This is a genomic window from Armatimonadota bacterium, assembly GCA_031459855.1.
Classification (GTDB): domain Bacteria; phylum Sysuimicrobiota; class Sysuimicrobiia; order Sysuimicrobiales; family Humicultoraceae; genus Fervidifonticultor; species Fervidifonticultor primus.
Genome location: JAVKHP010000001.1, coordinates 2,315,906 through 2,332,000, shown reverse-complemented (window position 1 = coordinate 2,332,000; position 16,095 = coordinate 2,315,906). Strand labels below are relative to the sequence as shown.

Genomic DNA, 16,095 nt, shown 5'->3' with positions numbered 1-16,095 from the left:
GCGCGGCGGATCCCACCGGGTACGCCGGGGGAACATTGAGGCTGCTGGCTATGGCACAAAAAAGAGGGGATGAGCGAAATCCCCTCGGGGACTGCTCATCGTGCAACCGCCTATGAGGTTACCCGGTCACCACCGTTACCCTCTGCAGCAGCGCTCCCTCCCTGTGTCAGAGCCACAACTCATTATAGAAGGCACCCAGGGCTTGTCAACCCTGGGCTCACAGGGCCCACAGGGCTCCTACAAGGTCACCCCGTCACACGACGAGACAGGTCAGCGTGTCGGCGACCCCGGGCGTCCGTTGAATGCGTGAGATGACCGTGTCGCCCAGCGCGGCCATGTCACCGGCCTCGGTGAAGCAGACGATGTCGTAGGGCCCGGTCACCACGTGCACCTCGCGCACGCCCTTGATCTTCCGCAGGGCGATGGCCGCCTTGCGCGCCTGACCGGGATGGGCCTTCAAGAGCACGACCGCGGAGACCACTGTCGCTCACCTCCCGGGGTTGGAGCCCCCTCCGCCGTCAGGCCCGGCGACGCCGCACGCCTCTCCGTGCCCGCCCGCGTCGCGCTCCCGCGGCCGTACGCGCCTGACGGCGACCGCCCGCCGCCCGACCGCCGCCCCGGCGCACTGTTCGCGTCGGACGCCCGGCCGTCCGGCGCCGTCTGGGACCGCCGCGAGCCCCGGCGCCAGCGGGTCGGCGGGCGCCCCCGCGACGCCCGGCCGCTGCAGCGCCCCTTCGCCGCCTGGCCACACCGCGCCGTCTCGCCGCCCGAGACGGCTTGCGCGCGGGCCGCGCCTGTGGCCGCGCGCGGCGAGCCTTAGCAGCCGGCGCCGCCGGGGCCTCTGCTGCCTCCTCCGTACCGCCCGGCGGCGTCGTCTGCCACAGCGGTTGCTGAGGCTGCGCCCCCGGGCCCCCTATGCCGGACACTCCCCCCGGGGCACCATCCTGGCCTGCGCCGCCGGTGGCCCCCGCCGGCTCCGCGGGCGCGGTCCCCGCGGCGCCGTGCACCAGATCCTCGCCCAGGGCGCCCTGCGACGTCCGATCCGACCGATCGTGCAGCGATGGCTCCTGCTTCATGGCACCCAACACCTCCTCCAGGGCTGCGGCGTATGCGTCGAAATCCTGCTCGGAAAACAGCACGAACCGTACTTCCTCGATCGACGTGCCCTGCACGACCTCGACCACGGTCCGAAGCGCCACCTGGGCCGCCAGCGCCACCGGGTACCCGTACACGCCGGTGCTGATGGACGGGAAGGCGATCGTCCGGACGCCATGGGCGGTCGCCAGCTCCAGACTCGAGCGGTAGGCCGACGCCAGCAGCGCAGCTTCACCCTGGCGACCGCCAGACCAGACCGGACCGACTGCGTGGATCACGTACCGGGCGGGGAGCCGGCCGGCTCCGGTGATCACCGCCGAGCCCGTCGGGCACCCGCCCTGCGCCGCACGGATCCGCGCGCACTCCTCCTCGATGGCGGGGCCGCCGGCGCGACGGATCGCACCGTCCACGCCGCCGCCACCGACCAGCCGGCTGTTGGCGGCGTTGACGATGGCGTCCACCCGCTGGTGCGTGATGTCGCCCTGCACCAGCGTCAGGACATGCCCGTCGATCGTCCGCCGGATCGGCTCGCGTGGCATCCCGACCCCCGTCCACCAGCCCCCTGCACCAGTTCCCGGAATGCTCAGTTCAGCTTGAATGCGCACTCTCCTGCTGATCGTAGGCGGCCTCGGCCTCAGGAGCCTCGCGACGCACCCCGTGCTCCACAGGCATCGGGACGAGCTCCACTGACACCGTGCGCGCCAGGGCGTCGTCCAGGATGATGACGTGATCGAAGCCCTCGTGGGGAATGGTCTTCAGCGCCTCCCGCAGCGCCTGCACCTGACGCCCAATGACGGGACGTCCCACCCGCCGGTCGCGCAACGTGTCGTGGTAGTAGCACCGGTCCTCGTCCACATCGAAGACGATGAGGTACACCGGCACACCCGCCCGCCGGCCGATCTCCAGCAGGGCGCGACGCGCCTCTTTCCTGAGCGCGGTGCTGTCCGCCACGGCCAGCCGGCCCAGGGCTAGGCGCCGGGCGATGATGAAGTGGAACAGCTCGAAGGCGTCGCGGGAGACGGCCAGGTTGCGCTCGTCGTCGCCCAGCATGGCGCGACAGCGGTCGGACGACACGATGGCGGTGGGCGGAAAGTGACGGGCCGCGAACGTGCTCTTGCCGCTGCCGGCAGGGCCGCAGAGGACGACGAGAGAGGGAACCGGGATGCGCAGGCGCACCGCCAGGCAGCATTCGCCGCAGCAGTCAGGCCCCCTCTCACCCTCCAGGGGTCGAGCCACCGCGGTCGAGACCGTGATGGGCCCGTGCGCGCCTCCCGGGCGATCCGGTGCCAGCCCGCTGGCCGTGCCACGACATCGAGACTGCTACGGGGCCGGCGGTGCCATGGCCTCGGGCATCTGCACGGCCACCACCTCGCCCCGGACGGTGACCTCGCCTCGTGCCTCCACCGTCACCTCGACGACCACCTTGCGACCCGCGTGTTCCCGCACGCGCCCGCGCAGGTGCAACTCGGCGTCGAGCGGGGTGGGCTTGAGGTACTCCACCCGCAGGGCGGCCGTCACGAAGCGCGGGGGTGGGTCGCGCTCGGGGTCCAGCCCGGCAGCGCGCGCTGCCGCGGCTGCCGCGGTCCCGGTGCCGTGGCAGTCCACCAGGGACGCCAGCAGGCCGCCGTAGACGTAGCCCGGGAGTGCGGTGTGGTAGGGCCGCGGCCGGAACACCGCCGTCGCTTCGCTCCCCTGCCAGTAGCTCTTGAGGTGCAGCCCGTCCGGGTTCAGCCGGCCGCACCCGTAGCAGTGGGCGACCTGGTCGGGGTAGGTATCCTGGATCGCCCGCGGCCGGCTGGCATCGCCGGCGCCGGTCACGGGTGCGCGCGCGCGCCTTCGGGCCGCTTGAGCTTCGCCAGGAACTGCTTGCGGAACTTGGCGACCTTGGGCGCGACGACGGCCGCGCAGTACGGCTGGTCTGGGTGGGTGGCGAAGTAGTTCTGGTGGTAGTCTTCGGCCGGGTAGAAGGCCTCGAACGGCACCACCTGGGTGACGATGGGGTCGGCGTAGCGCCGTGCGGCCTCCAGTTCGGCGATCACCTGCTGGGCGATCGCCTGCTGCTCCGGCGTGTGATAGAAGATGGCCGACCGGTACTGCGATCCTACGTCCGGGCCCTGGCGGTTTGGCGTCGTTGGGTCGTGGATGGCAAAGAAGACGTCGAGGAGGTCGCGGTAGGAGATGACGCTGGGGTCGTAGGTGATCTGCACGGCCTCGGCGTGGCCCGTCGTGTCCGAGCACACCTGCTCGTAGGTCGGATGCGGCACGTGGCCCCCCGAGTAGCCGGAGACCACACGCTCGACCCCGCGCAGCTCGCTGAAGACAGCCTCCAGGCACCAGAAACATCCTCCTGCCAGCGTGGCGACCTCGCGGCGCGAGGGGTCAGATCCCATGGAGCCCACCTCCGTTTCCTGTCGGCGCCAGCGCGCCCACCGCGGGCCAACGTGCTTATCACAGGCCAACCTGCCCGCCGCGGGCCGACGTGCTCGTTGCGGACGCCTCGGTCGGCCGGACGCTGTCCCGTGGCGCTCGCGCCCGCGGCCAGGACCGCCCGTGGGATGGCGCGTCCGCCACGCTGTTTCTCGCAGCGGCAGGGGGCTCCCTCCTCCATGCATCGCCCACGCTGCCACGCGCGCTGGGGCGGGCGAGCCGAGAGATTGCCCATGGTGCGTCCGTGGAACACGCCGCCACGCGCGCTGGCGGGGCGGCGGCTGACGAGTGGGCGAGGGGTGCGCGGGCCAGCGCCGCCGCGCCACACGCGCTGGGACGTGCGGTGGACGACTCGGTGCGGACGCCTGCGGTGGAACCACGGGACCATGCGCGCTGGGGGCATGAGCCCGGCGCGGTGAGGTCAGTGGAAGTCGCGGCTGGCCAGCGCCGGCGGACGGGCAGGGAGCGCGGGCACCCACAGCGCCCGCGCGACGATGTGCACCACCCCCTGTTGCTTCTGCAGCCGGCCCGTGACCCCCAGCAGCGGCGCCGTCTTCGCCAGACGGGCGTAACGCGCGAACACCCGCGGCCAGACCACCAGGTTGACGAACCCCGTCTCGTCCTCCAGGGTCATGAACGTCACCCCTGACGCGGTGCCGGGCGTCTGCCGGCAGATCACCAGGCCCGCGTAGCGCACCGTGGCACCGTCGGGCAGGCTGGCGACCGCCTGCGCATCGGGCAGGCCAGCCGCGGCCAGCACCGGCCGCAGCGGCTCCAGAGGATGGCCCCGGGGGCTGTGCCACGTCGTCTCGTAGTCCCAGGCGATGGTCTCGAGCCGGTCGAGATCCTTGAAGGGCGGGACGGTCTCGGTGATCTCCACGGGCAGCGTCAGGGTGCGGCGGCCGACCAGCGCGCGCACCGCCCACAGGGCCTGGCGCCGGTCGGCACCCAGCCCCGCGAAGGCGCCGGCCCGCGCCAGGGCCACGAGCGCGCCCGCATCCAGCCCGGTACGGCGCACGAAGTCCTCCAGCGACGCAAACGGCGCCTGCGCGCGGGCTGCCGTGATGCGCCGGCCGTCGGCATCGCCCAGCCCCTTGACGTAGCGCAGGCCCATGCGCACCGCGAACCGCCACCGGCTGGCAGGCGCCTCCTCCAGCGTGCAGTCCCACGCGCTCCACTGCACGTCCACCGGTCGGATCTCCACCCCGTGCCGCTTCGCGTCCTCGACGAGCGTCGAGGGCGCGTAGAACCCCATGGGCTGGGCGTTGAGCAGCGCACAGGTGAATTCGGCGTGGTAGTGGCACTTGAGGTAGGCGGCCGCGTAGGCGATCAGGGCGAAGCTGGCCGCGTGGGATTCCGGGAAACCGTACTCGCCAAAGCCGCGGATCTGGTCGAAGATGCGCGCCGCGAACTCCGGCGCGATGCCCTTGGCCTGCATGCGCGCCAGCAAGCGCTCGCGGTGCCGCTCGATGCGCCCCGACCGCCGCCAGGCCGCCATGTCGCGGCGCAGCTGGTCGGCCTCGCCAGGAGTGTAGTCGGCCGCCACCATGGCCAGGCGGATCACCTGCTCCTGGAACAGCGGCACGCCCAGGGTCTTGGCCAGCACCGGCTCCAGCGACGGGTGCGGGTAGACGACCGGCTCCTCGCCGGCCCGCCGGCGCAGGTAGGGGTGCACCATGCCGCCCACGATGGGCCCGGGGCGCACGATGCTGATCTCGATCACCAGGTCGTAGTATGACCGCGGCCGTAGCCGCGGCAGCATCGCCATCTGCGCGCGGCTCTCGATCTGGAAGACCCCCACGGTGTCGGCGCGGCCGATGGCGTCGAACGTCTCGGGGTCGTCGGGGGGAAGCGTCGCCATGGAGAGGTCGAGGCCGCGGTGCGCCCGCAGGAGGTCGAAGGCCAAGTGCAGCTGGGTGAGCGCCCCCAGTCCCAACAGGTCCACCTTGAACAGCCCCACCCCCTCGGTGCTGTCCTTGTCCCACTGGATGACCGTGCGGTCGGGCATGGTGGCGTTCTCGATGGGCACCAGGGTCGAGACGGGCTCGTGGCCGAGGAGGAAGCCGCCGGGGTGGATCGACAGGTGCCGGGGGAGGTCGAGGAGCTCGTTGGCCACCCGGACCAGGTGCTGGTGCAGGGGCACGCCGGGATCGAGCCCGGCCTCGCGCAGCACGTCCGGAGAGACGTCGCCCGTATACCCGTGCAACTTGGCCAGACGATCCAGCGCCGTGGGCGACAGCCCCAGGGCCTTGCCGACGTCGCGCAGGGCAGAGCGGGGCCGGTAGCGGATGACGTTGGCGACCATCGCGGCGCGGTCACGGCCGTAGCGCCGGTAGACCCACTGGATGACCTCCTCTCGCCGGGTGTGCTCGATGTCGAGGTCGATGTCGGGCGGCTCGGCGCGCTCGCGGGAGAGGAACCGCTCGAAGAGCAGGTCCATGCGCACGGGGTCGACTGCGGTGATGCCCAGGCAGTAGCACACCGCCGAGTTGGCGGCCGAGCCGCGGCCCTGGCAGAGGATGCCCTGCGACCGGCAGAACTGCACGATCTCGTGCATCGTCAGGAAGTAGCCGCCGTAGTCGAGCTCCTCGATGAGCGCCAGTTCCCGCTCGAGCTGCGCGGCCACCGCAGGCGGCACCCGGCCGCCGTAGCGCTCCCGCGCCCCGGCCAGGGTCAGCTCGCGCAGCCACTGCGACGAGGTCGTGCCCTCCGGCAGGCGCTCGGCCGGGTAGCGGTACCGCAACTCGCCCAGGGAGAACGCGCAGCGCGCGGCGATCTCGCGCGTCAACCCCACGGCCCGCGCATCGTCGTCGAAGAGGGCCGCAAACGCCGCGGGCGTCTTCAACGCGTGCTCGGCGTTGGGCCGCAGGAGCCGCCCGGCGGCGGCCAGGGTCGTGCCGTGGCGGATGCAGGTGAGCACGTCCTGCACCGGCCGGCGGGCCGGGGTGTGGTAGAGCACTTCGATGGCGCCCACGACGGGCAGGCCGTAGCGCGCTGCTCGTGCGCGCAGCCGGGCCTCCTGGCGCACCTCGGCGTCGCAGCGGTGCCGCGCGGCCATGGCGTAGAGCGCGTCCCCGAAGGTCTCGCGCAGGGCCCCCGCGACGGTATCGAGGTCTGGGCCGGCCGGTGGGTCGGCCTCCGCCACCAGGCGGCTGCGCTCCCCGCCCCACAGCGCGAGCAGTCCCGGGGCATGGGCGCAGACCTCGTCCCAGGTGACAACGCCGTGCCCCTTGGGCGCGCGCAGCCGGCCGACGGTGAGCAACCGACAGAGGTTGGCGTACCCGGCGCGGTCGCGGGCCAGCAGGACGATCTCGGTGCCATCGGTCACCGTGACCTGCGCACCGACGATCAGATGCACGCCCAGCTCGCGGGCCTTCAGGTACGCTTCGACGACCCCGTAGACCCCGTCACGGTCGGTGAGGGCGAGGGCGGGCAGGCCCAGCCGGTGGGCTTCCTCGACGAGTTCCTCGGGGTGCGAAGCCCCCTCGTGGAACGAAAAGGCAGACTTGCACCACAGGGGAACGTAGGTCACGACTCCTCACCAGCCTACGGCGCCGGCCGCGTACCCGGAGCGTGCGCGCCGGCGGACGACCATGCCCCCTCGCAGCACAACGGCGCCGGCAGTCCGAAGCGGAAGCCAGCTCCCACGGGCCGGAACGGCATGGGCGGCTCCGCCCGGACCGGGTGAACGCGGTATGCTGGGACTGCGACAAGGGCACCCGCCCGCGACACTCACTCCACCCGCCCATGCAGAAACCACTGCCGCCGCCGGCGGTCATAGTACACCCACAGCACCTCGCCCCGCTGCGTCTGGACGAAGTAGTAGTCGCGCCAGACCTCGCGCACCCACCAGCCCCCCGAGACGACGTAGGGCCCTGCCTGATCGACTACGGGCCCGCGTCCTACGCCCGAGAGGAGCCAGCCGTCGTCGTGGCTTGGCCGCGGCGGGGCCGGCAGCGCCTGGGGGCGTGCCCACACTCGCCGGACGAGGGCAGGTTCGCGGGGCGGGCGCGGCTGCGGGGGCTGCAACCGATCGACCGGCTCCCAGCCGACGCGGGCTTCGGGCAGGTGCCCCTGGCGTACTACGGGCCGGACCACCGCGTCGTCGCCGAACAGGGCGCGCAGCCGCGCCAGCGCCCGGGCGCCGGCGGCCAGGTCGCGCTGCTGGTGTTCGGCAAACAGGTGGAGCTGAGCAGGCGGCGCAGGCTGGCCCTCGGCCTCCAGGTGGACCTCGACGACCCCGCCGGGCATCGCCAGGGTCTCCAGCCGCAGGCGCACGAGGTCGAGGATCTGCACCACGTCCAGCGTGGGCGCCGCGGGGCGGAGCCGCTCGACCTGCCAGGGGTGTCCCTCCGGCCGCAGGCGGACCTCGAGTACGGCCAGCGCCTGTCCCCGGGTGGCGAGCGCGGCCAGCATCGGATGCAGCAGCCGCTTGAGCAGGAAGAGGAGCCCCTCGACGTCGCGCTCGGGCGCATCGAGGAGCACCGTGCGCCGGATCGGATCGGCCGGCACCTGGGGGTGCAACGGGTCCCACAGGTCGCCGGTAGCTCGCCGGTGCAGCCGGTACACCTCGGGCCCGAAGCGTTCCAGCACTCCTGCCGCCGGCAGGCGCACGAGAGCGTCCACCGAGGCGACCCCGAGCTGGTGCAGCGCCTCCAGCGCACGCGGCGGGATCTCGCCCAGGCGCGACAGCGGCACTCGACCGGCAGCCACGCGTTCCTCACGCGGGTCGACGAAGATCCGCACGCTACGGGTGAGGTGCGCTGTGGCATAGGTGCCAAAGCGCGTGAACCCCACGACGACGACCGCCACGACCCCCGCGTCGGCCAGGTCGGCCCGCACCGCCGTGGCCCAGACAGCGGGAGAAGCGTAGAGTCGGTGGAGCCCGGTCAGGCTTGCCCAGAACACCCCTGGGACTTCGGCTGCGGGCTCGACCTCGGGCGAGAACGCCCGCAGCCGCGCGGCGATCGCCTCCACCGTGTGAGCGATCGGCATGGAGGCCAGGGGGACCGCGCGCAGGGTCGGGGCGAGCGCCAGCGCCGACGCATAGCTCATTCCCGGGGCGACGCCGGCGCGTCGGGCGCGCCCGTTGACCCACAGGATCGGGCTCTGCGGCCGGTCGTCCTCGACCACGGCGACCGGCGACCGTCGCCAGTCGGGATGTTCGCGCAGCGCCAGCTGCAGCGGCAGCGCCGGGACGTCAACGCATGCCAGGCGCTCCACGGCACACCTCGTCGACGCCCCAGGTGGGCCCCCGTCGCTTGTCCTTGAGCACCTCGAGCCAGCAGCGGAACCGGTCGGCGGCGAGGCGCTGCCGGCGGGCGCGCACGCGCAGGGAGATCAGGGACCCGAGGGGAGATGTGCCGTCGGCGCCAGCCGACGCAAGGTGGGAAGCCGCGCGGTACTGCGTCAGGAAGACCAGCGCGGTGTGATGGCGCTGCGCGAGCGATGCCAGCCGGGCCAGCACCGGGGTAGGAAGACGCGGAGGTCCCTCGGCATCTACGACCACGAGGCCGAACGCCCCGGAGCGGATCAGGCTGTCGGCGGCCCGCGCACCGGCCAGGAGCTCGGGCACGCGCACGACGACCAGCGCCTGCAGATCGAGACCGTTCTCGAGCAGGTCGGGCGGAAAGGGCAGGCTGCCGGTGCAGGCCACCCAGGCCGTCTGCTCGCCCTGCTGCTGCGCGTCGAGGAGGAGCCGGACGACCATGGTGAGCGCGGCGGTGTCCTCGGCGCCCGTCACCTCGACCAGGCGGCCGGCGGTCGCAGCGAGTCCCCAATGCGCGCGTGCTGGCCGGACCTCCGGCCATGCGGTTGCCAGATGCAGGGGTAGCGAAGCCACAGGACCTCGTTGTCGCGTGGTGTTCAGGCAGCCTCCATTATACGAACATATGTTCGATAGTCAAGGGGGCAGAAAGCCGCTGAGCCGTAGGCCCGGCAGTTGCCGCTGGCATCACCATCTCCCAATCGTGGGCCACGCGTGGAACACATCCAAACTCCCAAGGTCCCCAAAACGGCCATGGCTGAGCACTCCAGAGCCGCGGGCTGTGTTCGGGATGGCTTCCCGTATGACATCTACAACACGCAGGCGATTGTCAGCGTCCCCGCACGCGATGTGGTAACGGTCCCGCTCAGCCGCGGCGGGCCGCGCAGCGGACCGTCTGCTGCAACAGGTTGTTAGACAGCCGTGCTCCGTCTGGTCATTTCCTCAGTCACTCGACAAACTCATAGACGATTTCGGTAATACGACCGCGCCAGTACGGCTTTGCGCCCTCGGGCAGCAGCCAAGCCACTTCCCCGTCGAGTGGCACCTGCATGCCTCCCCGTCGTTGGTAGTTCCAGAAACGTCCCCGCCAAGGCGTTGGGATGACTTGATCGCCGACAGTACGGCCGCGCGCCTCGGCCCTTACCGTCTCAATCGTACCGTCCTCATTGAAGCTGAATAGCATCGTGACGGAGACTGAACCATCGACCAGTGTGGCCCGCGCGGATCGCGCACCGCCTTCCTCCCAGCGAACACCCTGGCTGGGGAGCAACGCGGTCGGGTACCAGGCCGCTTCAGCAAAGAAGCGCATCAGCTCACCTTCGGTGACCTCGCGTGTGCCACGCAGGTTGACCACGGAGAACAAGCCAAGCACGGCGGCATGCAGGATGCCTTCGCCGGCGACGTAAGCGTCGTGCACCCGAACCGTCAGGCCGGGCATCATCGCAACCCGAGCATCCCAATCAAACCCCGGGCGTCGGGCAATCACCCGTTGATCCGAGGTAAACGGCTTCCACTGCTCGCTTGTCTCACTCATGTTGAAGGTGCCGCGGTGCTGCACGCGCACGCCGCTCACCATCGGCTGGCCTTCCTTGAGCACGGCGCGGAAGTAGCGCTGCACCGGGGCCGGCAGCCCCTCGAGCTCGCGAAAATCGACAACCTCGGGCTTCACGGGTATTCGGGCCGCCTCAAGGCGCGCCCGCAACTCCCGGGTGCCGGCTTCCCACCGGAGAGCGCCATACGCCACGGCAGCGGCCACCGCAACGATGACTACCGAGGTGGCTATGATAAGGATCTTCAACACGATCACCTCACGGCCTGCCGTGTTGCACGGCGCCCTCTGCGATCACGTCTTCGACCGCGGGTCGGGGTGCGGCCGGAATCTCTTCGGCGGGATAACCCAGGCGCAGCAGGATCTGCGGAAAGCCGGCGCCGACCAGAACCTGGAGCTTGGACCGCAGCGACGCTACCTGGATGGGCTGATTGAGATACGACGCCTGAGGTCCGTTCTGACAAGCAACGAGCAGGACGCGCTCCAATGCCTGTCCTGCCAGCAGCCAGTCACGCGGCTGATCGCCGTGCGTGCCCAGCACGGCGAGAAGCGGCGAGGCCTCGGCCAGATCCCGATCCTTGGCACCCACGCCACCGTCCATGTCGAACGTGCGGACAACGACCCGAGCAAGCGGCGCCGCAAGGGCAGGCACGGTCAACCCGTCCCCTCGGCGTCGGGGATGCATCCAGACGGCAAGCTCGTGCCGCCAGCTCGGATTGGCCCACTGCACAGCGTCCCCCTCGGCCACCAGGTCGGCGGCTCTGTGCCGGGCGCTGTCCGTCGCGAGAGGCCGCAACCACGCGCCTTCGCGTTCCGCTGCGTCAATCAGCAGATTCAGGGCAGCGGCTTCCACGTTGCGGGGCAGAGTGCGCTTGCGGTAAGTGCGCCGCTGTTCGATGAATGAAACGAGTGAGGCCTCCTCGGCAGGCGCTCCCGGCGTCACAGAAAATGAAAATCCGGGCCAGCCGATCCGGCTCATCCGCGTCGGGAAGGGCTTCGATCCGCACATCCAAGCCTTCTGCGGCTGCGGCGACGCGCAGGTTCATGAGCACGCAACCGCAGCTGATCTATGTGTTGTTAGAAAGTTCGGCCTTTCTGCAAGTTGCTGGATCAGTAACTCTTCCTCAAGTTCAGAGGCTAGGCGAATATCCGGGAATTTCTCCCTGAACAATGCAGAGAGCCTTCTGTAGAAATGGACGTTGGACTTTATTGCCTCATTCCATTCGTCCTCAAGATAAGGGTGAATCTGATCCTCGTTGAGGGAAGAAGTGTAGTCTGCATCGTCGCTCACAAAGTACAGATCTTCGCCTTGGGGAACCGTTGCCAGCATGAGTTCCCAGTTCACAGCATCTCCCAGAGACTCCTTCCTGCCAGGCGGTCTTCCCAGTTCTACTCTTAGCTTGGCCCGTGAGAGTGCCTCGTCTGTCGTCGAAATCCTGCGCGCCACTTGGAATAGCTCTCCAATAACAGCATCTGCTTCTAGGCTACCGTTAGCAACGTCTGCTTCTACCCGTTCTATTAACGCGCCGAGTTGTTTGTCAAGTTCAGCCTGCGCATCTCTTAGCCTTTTATATTCATCATACTGCTTGGCAATTTGTGGCAACTGAAGCGGTCGACGTTGCTCTTGCACGCGCTTCAGAGCGTCAGCGATCTTGGCGGTCTGTTCCGGTGAAATTCGTCCATCACTTGATCCGTAAGGAGAAGGATGGCCTTACTTTCGCGAACAAGCACAGTTAGCTTCTTGAGCTCTTCCAAGTCATCGCAGGAGAGGTGGTAAAAGGACAAGTAGACATTGGTATCAATGAAGATGCTCATCCTGACTCATCACCCTGTGGGTTGTGGCCTAACGCTCCGGTTCAGCGGCGGCGCGCCAACGCCGTCCGCTGATGCTGTTGTTAGGCGCCCCTTGCGTCATCCTGAATCTGTTGCGCCCCGCAGAAGCCTGCGCGCTGCCAGCGCGCCTGCACGACCCGTCTTCTTGGCCACACTCGCCATAGCGTCACAGCCCCTTCTGCTTCCACCACGGAGCCTTACGTGAGGTCGCGTCCCTCGGTGATGTCGGATTTGTAGGACCAGCAAACGGTGGTGTGGGTGAAGCTCCAGCAGAAGGTGGTGATTCGGGCTTTTGCTTCAGGTACTTGATCCAGTATAAACCGGTCCCTGGGATGCTGAACGAAATGTACCGCTGCCCGTTCGGCGAGACTCCGTATCGCAGGCCAAGGATTCCCCAGCTCCACCCGATGCCGCGTTTGGACAGTGTCCACCGCAATGGACCGCGCCCGAACACCTTACGAAATCGCCACACGAGTAATCCCCTCACGCCACCTACGAACCAAAGAACACCTGCTTCACGTATTCCGAAAACCGAATTCCCTCATAGGGCTTGAGTTCCCGCTTTAGCTTCTCCTTCTCCCAGTGCAAGCTGAACAGTTTCTTGCGACCCTCGGCGATCCTCGCATCGACCTCCCGGAGTCTGGATGCAGTGCCATCTGAAAGCTTCGAGAGAGTTTCCCGAATAGCGCGGTATTGTTGGGCATAGCGTGCCCGGATCTCGCTAATCGCCGCCTGAGTCTTCGCGTTGGCGTCGTTTTCCTCTTCGTTTAGCCGCTCCGACAAGGGCCGATACTGGGCTCGAATCTTCTCCGCCTCGTCTCTCTGACGGCTTTGCTCCCGATCCCTCTGGTCTTCCAGCGCCCGACGTTGCCCCTCATACTTTGCCCGTATCGCCGCTGCCTCGCTCTGGGAAAGTGCCGATGGCATTGTTGAACGGGCGCGCGCCTCGAGTGACTTCCGCCAATCAACTATAGCGTTGGCACGGACTGGACCGATCCCGTGCACGCGTTGCACGGCGTAAAAATCAACATCGGCGGCGGTATGGAAGCCCGAAGCCAGCAGCCTAGCCCTGAGGGCGGGGCCAACGCCGGAAATGGGGGCGCTCTGCAAACTAAACTGGCGGAGATACGCAGCAATGTGCTGTTCCTGCCTACCGCGAAGCGTATTGGCGAGCTCAGTAGACTCGGCCTGGGCCAGCGCGGCGATCTGCCCGTTTAAGGTCGACACCTTGGCTCCGATGTCGTTTTGGATCTTCCGAAGTGCGTCCGCTTCTTGCTGGTTCAACGCTTGGCGTCTCGCCTTTATGGAGGACAAGGCGGATTGAAGAGTCGCCTGGCACGCATCGATTTCCTTCTTTTCCTTGGCCTCGGCTTCTTTCAGTTCATTCCGGAGTCTTGCCTCGTCAGCTGCCTTTTGCTCCTGAAGCCTCGTCTTCTCCCGGTTCGCTAGTGCAATGGTGTGCTCTGTCGCCGAAATCTTATCGTCGGTGGCTCTCAATCTCGCGCTAACCGGTGCCAACTCACGCACGCTGGCGTCGGAACGGTACCGGTAGATCCACAGGGCAAGATTGATCAGCACGAGGGGGAGAATCCCCAGCAACCACGGGCCTGCGCCGACAGGACTCAACGGGGGCATCCATACGATGAACGCAACGATGATGGCGGCCGAAACGGTGACCACGAGCCGTTCAGGGGTCGGAGAGTTCTTGAACGGTACCCTTGCCGCTACGCTGGGGCTCGGTGCTACAAATTCCAGAATCCATGACGGATCGGGAGAGGGAGGGACAGCAGGCTCGGGGGCGACCTGCACAGGCGCGACGGCACCGCCAGGTTTGACGTGATCGTCTATCCAGCTTGAGCTGGATCCAGACACTTGGTTACCCGAAAGGCTGGGCGGCGCTATCTGCCCATCCAGCGACGGCACATCCCGGGGTCCGAGGTAGAGAAGAGACTTGAAGAGCGCGATAGCTGACCGTATCTGTTCTTCGCGGTGCCTCTCAAGGGCGCGAAGAACATCGGATGCCTCAGGCTGCTCGAAGTCTCTGCGTCGGAAGAGCAGAGCTTCATCTCCACCACCGAACTGCTTCCAAAGTCCTGGGTCGGCGGCGAGTGCAATCAGAGACACATAGACTACCCACGCTGAGAAATTGTCCAGATAGGGTCCGAAGTCTGATTCCGTCCTGAGTGGATGTTGGTAATTGCGGTGGCCTACTTCGTGGCTGCCCTCACCCCGAAGGGCTGGGACGTACATGCCGTCATAGTCGATAAGTCGAAGCTGCCCGTCAACAACGAGCACATTACCGTGTTGCAAATCTCCGTGAGCGATAGAAGCTTGCTGGAGCGCCTTCACCATCTCGACCCAGCGCCTTGCAAGGAAGAGGAGGGTGCTGCGGTTCCCCAGATGCCTCTCAATGAAAGCGCTCAGTGGCTCACCTTGCACCCATTCCATCTTTAAGATCGGGTACCACTGTCCACGCACTCTGATACCATCGCGCAGAAAGGTGAATCCGACCGCATAGGGGAGTCGAAACCGGTTTAGGTGCTCGCTTATGGCAGCATACCTTCGCTCATGATCGTGGAACTGTCGCAGGAAGCACCTTACGGCCCACGTGCGTTGGGGACATTGCAACTTGTAAACGCTGGCGAAGCCGCCGGTGATAGCGCGTGGCAGGCCCAGTGGTGTGAGCTCGGGACGGCCCACCTGCAACTCCGGATCGGCAAACGCAAGCCTCGGGTTCTGGACAGCTTCGTTGTAATCCTGCGGTGTAGGCCAGGCCATCGTGGTCGCTCCCTCTCACGTTATGTCGACTCGCAAGAGGGTCACGTCATCGTTTCGCATCGCTCCTTCCGTCCGTAGGGTCTCTACCCATTCGCGGAACGGCTTGACCTCATCGGAAGTGTTGAGGTCACGGAGGACACACCAAGGCCTTCGGCCCTGTTCGGTCTCGCGCATGAACCAACAGGCTAGGGCGTCTGTCATGAGATAAAAAGCATCCCCTGCCTGCCAAGTCCCGTCCATGATGCGAATATGGTCAATGACTGGGCGGGTGTAGGCAGGACTACTGGATAGCAGGCGGGGGCGATTGGTAAAGGCCGCCGAATCAGCAAGCGGGAACCGAACGAGGACTTCCTCACCCCGCATTTGGACCAAGCAGCTATCCCCCACAGCTACGGCCTGCCAGTGGCCGCCGCGACCTTCACGGTCCACATCGTCATCCAACACTAGGCCAACAATGGCGGCAAAGGCGCCCAGCCGGACTTTCTCCTCCGCATACCAGGGCAACGGTCGCTTACGGACTATTGTAGACCAGCGTTCTTGCAAATTGCGGAACCCGTTCGGATCGAAAGCCGTAGCCGGACAGTTCTTGCACCAATAGCGCACAAGCTGCTTCGCCCAGATCCCGGAGTAAGAAGTCTCCGTCGCACCGTCGGCTACTGCGCAGCGAAAACAAGTCGCCCTGAGTTCTATTGACTTTCGCGGCCAGAAAGCATCCTCGTATTCGCTGTCTTCGTTCCCCCGTTTCGCTGCCCAAAACGGCTGGGCGAACACGTGCATACCCTGCTCTCCGCCTATCGAAGGTCACTTGGCCGAGTTCCGATGTCGAGGAAGCGGATTACGGCGACGATGTCTGCATTGAAGACGAAGCCCCTGGCCCCTTCGGAGACGTTGTACCCCTCCTGCTGAGCGATGCTTCGCATATAGGCAGGCAGGGGACTCGACATACGGAACAATAGTTGAGCGAACTGATCGGGCAAGCCAGCCTCAGTATCCGGAAACTCTATGGGCGTCGCGCGCTGGGACGACAGATGCACGTTGAACAGCAGCACCTCGCCGTCATTGCTGCTGAGCTTTCTGATGGCGTCGGCTGGCCCGCTCGGGTCGCCGTCCGTTGCCTCTCCATCAGTGATGTTTATCACAATCGGCG

Annotated in this window: 12 protein-coding genes and 1 pseudogene (1 of these 13 running past the window's edge); all 13 read right to left on the bottom strand. The window is 67.3% G+C overall.

All coding sequences use genetic code 11. The features are described from left to right. Positions 1-253: 253 nt before the first annotated feature. On the bottom strand, positions 254-481 hold the full coding sequence (locus QN157_10670; GenBank protein MDR7556059.1) for an Lrp/AsnC ligand binding domain-containing protein: 228 nt from the start codon (positions 479-481) through the stop codon (positions 254-256). A 604-nt stretch (positions 482-1,085) separates the two neighbouring features. Then, positions 1,086-1,634 (bottom strand): annotated as a pseudogene (locus QN157_10665) (O-acetyl-ADP-ribose deacetylase). A 49-nt stretch (positions 1,635-1,683) separates the two neighbouring features. Beyond that, positions 1,684-2,271 carry an AAA family ATPase gene (locus QN157_10660; GenBank protein ID MDR7556058.1) on the bottom strand — a complete coding sequence of 196 codons (588 nt, stop codon included), beginning with the start codon at positions 2,269-2,271 and terminating at the stop codon, positions 1,684-1,686. Positions 2,272-2,415: 144 nt separating this feature from the next. Further along, positions 2,416-2,913, bottom strand: a complete 498-nt coding sequence (locus QN157_10655) for a PaaI family thioesterase (GenBank protein ID MDR7556057.1) — start codon at positions 2,911-2,913, stop codon at positions 2,416-2,418. After that, a complete protein-coding gene (gene msrA / locus QN157_10650) occupies positions 2,910-3,485 on the bottom strand; it encodes a peptide-methionine (S)-S-oxide reductase MsrA (protein MDR7556056.1) in 576 nt (191 codons plus the stop codon). Before msrA ends, QN157_10655 begins: the two co-directional genes overlap by 4 nt. A gap of 458 nt (positions 3,486-3,943) precedes the next feature. Next, positions 3,944-7,054, bottom strand: coding sequence for an error-prone DNA polymerase (locus QN157_10645; GenBank protein MDR7556055.1), 3,111 nt, complete (start codon positions 7,052-7,054; stop codon positions 3,944-3,946). Positions 7,055-7,254: 200 nt separating this feature from the next. Next, positions 7,255-8,745, bottom strand: a complete 1,491-nt coding sequence (locus tag QN157_10640) for a DNA polymerase Y family protein (protein ID MDR7556054.1) — start codon at positions 8,743-8,745, stop codon at positions 7,255-7,257. Next, a complete protein-coding gene (locus QN157_10635; GenBank protein ID MDR7556053.1) occupies positions 8,723-9,364 on the bottom strand; it encodes a recombinase A in 642 nt (213 codons plus the stop codon). Before QN157_10635 ends, QN157_10640 begins: the two co-directional genes overlap by 23 nt. 370 nt (positions 9,365-9,734) lie before the next feature. After that, entirely contained in the window at positions 9,735-10,592 is an 858-nt protein-coding gene (locus QN157_10630; GenBank protein MDR7556052.1) for a hypothetical protein, read from the bottom strand. A gap of 4 nt (positions 10,593-10,596) precedes the next feature. Then, a complete protein-coding gene (locus QN157_10625) occupies positions 10,597-11,316 on the bottom strand; it encodes a hypothetical protein (GenBank protein ID MDR7556051.1) in 720 nt (239 codons plus the stop codon). Positions 11,317-11,379: 63 nt separating this feature from the next. Next, positions 11,380-11,967: a hypothetical protein gene (locus tag QN157_10620; GenBank protein ID MDR7556050.1), complete on the bottom strand. Its 588-nt coding sequence runs from the start codon at positions 11,965-11,967 to the stop codon at positions 11,380-11,382. A gap of 695 nt (positions 11,968-12,662) precedes the next feature. Next, a complete protein-coding gene (locus QN157_10615) occupies positions 12,663-14,522 on the bottom strand; it encodes a hypothetical protein (GenBank protein MDR7556049.1) in 1,860 nt (619 codons plus the stop codon). Positions 14,523-15,739: 1,217 nt separating this feature from the next. After that, positions 15,740-16,095: the 3' portion of a VWA domain-containing protein gene (locus QN157_10610; GenBank protein ID MDR7556048.1), read on the bottom strand. Its footprint extends 484 nt past the window's final position; only the last 356 of its 840 coding nucleotides appear in the window; the start codon falls outside the window, past its right edge; its stop codon occupies positions 15,740-15,742.